The following is a 3,108-nucleotide window of genomic DNA, read 5'->3' as shown; positions in this document are numbered from 1 at the left end:
CAGCCAGGTCGCTCACCGCACCGGAGAAGACCCGAGCCGATAACAACCCAATAAACACCCCACCCTGCGCCGCGCCGACCACCCGCCCCTGCTCATGGGGCGCCGCGGCGCTGGCGGCATAGGCGATCAAGCCTTGGGTCATGGCCGTACCTAACAGCCCTACCCCGAGCATGCCCGCCAGCAGCACCGGCGCAGACGGCGCCAACGCTACCACCAAGAGCACAGCCACAAGGGCGAACAATTGCGCCGCCACCAAACGCCGCCGATCCATTCGATCCCCCAGCGGCAGCAAAAACAGCAGGGCCAGGGCACAACCCAACTGTGTGGCCGTGACCACGCCACCGACCGCCCCATGACTGATGGCAAACTCGCGCGCCAAAACGTCCAACAACGGTTGTGCGTAGTACACGTTGGCCACACTCAACCCGCTGGCAACGGCGAACAGCCAGACCAGAGCGCGAGGCATTGCAGAAGCAGGAGATACAGTCGTCACAAGCGGGCACCCTTCAATCCAGTTGCAAAATGAAACCGATTGAACAGTAAGAAATTCGGTTTTAAAATGCAACCACATCGTCTTTTTCAGACCACAGGAGTTGTGATGCCACGCCGCCCATCTGAACTTGCCGAGCCCTGCCCAGTGGCCCGCTCCGTCGATATCGTGGGCGATCGCTGGTCACTGCTTATCGTGCGTGATGCGTTCGACGGAACGCGCCGCTTCAGTGACTTCCAGCGCAGCCTGGGGGTCGCTCGTAATATTCTGTCCGATCGCCTGCGCAAGCTGGTCGAGGCTGGCGTTCTGCAAACACAGGCGGCGTCGGATGGCACCACCTATCAGGAATACGTGCTGACCAGCAAAGGCGAAAGCCTGTTTGCGCTGGTCGTGGCCCTGCGGCAATGGGGCGAACAGCATCTGTTTGCGCCCGACGAGGCGCATTCGGATCTGATCGATACCCGCACAGGCCAACCCATCCCGCTTATGACCCCACAATCCATAGATGGCGCGAGGTTGCTGCCTGCCGCAACACAGGTGCGCAAAGTCACGTAGCCGGGTGAGCGCAGGCATAAAAAAACCCGCTCAGTGAGCGGGTTTTTCTTGGGCAGGAAACGCTGGGGTTAAACCAGTTTTTCCAGCTCAGGTACAGCTTCGAACAAGTCCGCAACCAGACCGTAATCGGCTACCTGGAAGATTGGCGCTTCTTCGTCTTTGTTGATTGCCACGATGACCTTGGAGTCTTTCATCCCGGCCAAGTGCTGGATGGCGCCGGAGATACCAACGGCGATATACAGCTGTGGTGCAACGATTTTGCCGGTCTGGCCAACCTGCATATCGTTCGGCACAAAGCCTGCGTCCACTGCAGCGCGCGAAGCACCCACAGCAGCGCCGAGTTTGTCGGCCAACGAGTACAGGTGTTTGAAGTTGTCACCGTTCTGCATACCACGACCGCCGGAAACGACGATTTTGGCAGCGGTCAGTTCAGGACGGTCGGACTTGGCCAGCTCTTCGCCAACAAAGGACGACTTGCCAGCATCAGCCGGGCCGCTAACCGCTTCAACAGCGGCAGAACCGCCTTCAGCAGCAACCGGGTCGAAACCGGTGGAGCGCACAGTGATCACTTTCACGGCAGCCGAAGACTGCACGGTAGCGATGGCGTTACCGGCATAGATCGGACGCTTGAAGGTGTCAGCGCTTTCTACCGAAATGATCTCGGAGATCTGGTCAACGTCCAGGGCAGCGGCAACGCGCGGCAGGATGTTTTTGCCGTTCGAGGTAGCGCTAGCCAGGATGTGGCTGTAGCTCTTGCCCAGCTCAGCAACCAGCGGCGCAACGTTTTCTGGCAGTTGGTGAGCGTAAGCAGCGTTGTCAGCCAACAGTACTTTCGACACACCAGCGATTTTGCTGGCGGCTTCAGCGGCGGCAGCGGCGTTGGCGCCGGCTACCAGCACGTGAATGTCACCACCGATTTTTGCGGCCGCAGCCACAGTGTTCAGGGTGGCAGGCGCCAGGGCTGCGTTGGTGTGTTCAGCGATAACTAGGATAGTCATTAGATTACCTTCGCCTCGTTCTTCAGTTTCTCGACCAGTTCAGCAACCGACTTAACCTTGATACCGGCGCTGCGAGCAGCTGGGGCTTCAACTTTCAAGGTTTTCACGGTGGACGAGGTGGAGACGCCAAGCGCATCAGGAGTAACAGTCTCCAGCGGCTTTTTCTTGGCTTTCATGATGTTCGGCAGCGACGCGTAGCGCGGTTCGTTCAGGCGCAGGTCGGTGGTCACGATCGCCGGCAGGTTCAACGCAACGGTCTGCAGACCGCCGTCGATTTCGCGGGTGACGTTAACCTTGTCGCCAGCCACTTCAACCTTGGAGGCGAAGGTGCCCTGCGCGTAGCCGGTCAGGGCAGCGAGCATTTGGCCGGTTTGGTTGTTGTCGCTGTCGATGGCTTGTTTGCCGAGAATGACCAGCTGAGGCTGCTCTTTATCGACTACCGCTTTCAGCAGTTTGGCCACAGCGAGCGAATTCAGCTCATCTGCCGACTCAACCAGAATGGCGCGATCAGCACCCAGAGCCAGCGCAGTGCGCAGTTGCTCTTGAGCAGTGGTCGGACCGATGGAAACCACGACGATCTCAGTAGCCACGCCTTTTTCTTTCAGGCGGACGGCTTCTTCCACAGCGATTTCGCAGAAGGGATTCATCGACATTTTGACGTTGGCGAGATCAACGCCGGAGTTGTCCGCTTTGACGCGAACCTTGACGTTGTAGTCAACCACTCGTTTGACAGCTACAAGAACCTTCATGGATTCCTCGTTACTCTCCGGTGAATAAGAAGTCGCCAATAGACAATGGCGGGTGATGCGCGTCGGCCGGAACCGACGGTCAGCCTACAGCACGGCTAGGGCAAAACCGCCCGTATCTTGACCGTATCACCCAAACGGGTCAATACGACAAAACGGCCACTTTTAAGCCGTGGAAACCCGATTCTAGCAGGCTATTTGAAAATTCAAACAAACGTTTGTATTGGACCCTTCGAGGTCCGTGGATATAATGCGCCCACGTCGCTCATGGAACGAGCCCGATCCTCCAAATAAAATATAGATAGAGCCTGAGTAGGAG

General features: G+C 57.9%; 4 protein-coding genes. 1 reads left to right on the top strand and 3 read right to left on the bottom strand.

Features of this window, described 5'->3' with window-relative positions; translation table 11 throughout:
- Positions 1–466, bottom strand: a 466-nt coding sequence (locus AAAB16_RS14305; RefSeq protein ID WP_340663912.1) for an MFS transporter, incomplete at its 3' end; no start/stop codon positions are given.
- A gap of 132 nt (positions 467–598) precedes the next feature.
- On the opposite strand from AAAB16_RS14305, the gene AAAB16_RS14300 reads away from it, so the two are divergent.
- Complete coding sequence (locus AAAB16_RS14300; RefSeq protein ID WP_340663913.1) at positions 599–1,045, top strand: helix-turn-helix domain-containing protein; 447 nt, start codon at positions 599–601, stop codon at positions 1,043–1,045.
- Between the two features lie 68 nt (positions 1,046–1,113).
- Here AAAB16_RS14300 and AAAB16_RS14295 read toward each other — a convergent pair whose 3' ends face one another.
- Positions 1,114–2,043 (bottom strand): FAD-binding protein, encoded by a 930-nt coding sequence (locus AAAB16_RS14295; protein ID WP_340663911.1) that lies wholly within the window; start codon positions 2,041–2,043, stop codon positions 1,114–1,116.
- Positions 2,043–2,792, bottom strand: a complete 750-nt coding sequence (locus AAAB16_RS14290) for an electron transfer flavoprotein subunit beta/FixA family protein (RefSeq protein ID WP_110614952.1) — start codon at positions 2,790–2,792, stop codon at positions 2,043–2,045. The genes AAAB16_RS14295 and AAAB16_RS14290 overlap by 1 nt, the downstream gene beginning before the upstream one ends.
- Between the last annotated feature and the right edge of the window lie 316 nt (positions 2,793–3,108).

This window comes from Pseudomonas sp. (genome assembly GCF_037994325.1).
Classification (GTDB): Bacteria; Pseudomonadota; Gammaproteobacteria; order Pseudomonadales; family Pseudomonadaceae; genus Aquipseudomonas.
Note: the sequence above shows the minus strand (reverse complement) of the source record. Positions and strands in the feature narration are given on the sequence as shown.

Excerpts from the sequence above, each read along its gene's own strand:
- AAAB16_RS14300 (WP_340663913.1), top strand. The coding sequence starts at position 599 with ATGCCACGCCGCCCATCTGAACTTGCCGAGCCCTGCCCAGTGGCCCGC.
- AAAB16_RS14295 (WP_340663911.1), bottom strand. The coding sequence starts at position 2,043 with ATGACTATCCTAGTTATCGCTGAACACACCAACGCAGCCCTGGCGCCT.
- AAAB16_RS14290 (WP_110614952.1), bottom strand. The coding sequence starts at position 2,792 with ATGAAGGTTCTTGTAGCTGTCAAACGAGTGGTTGACTACAACGTCAAG.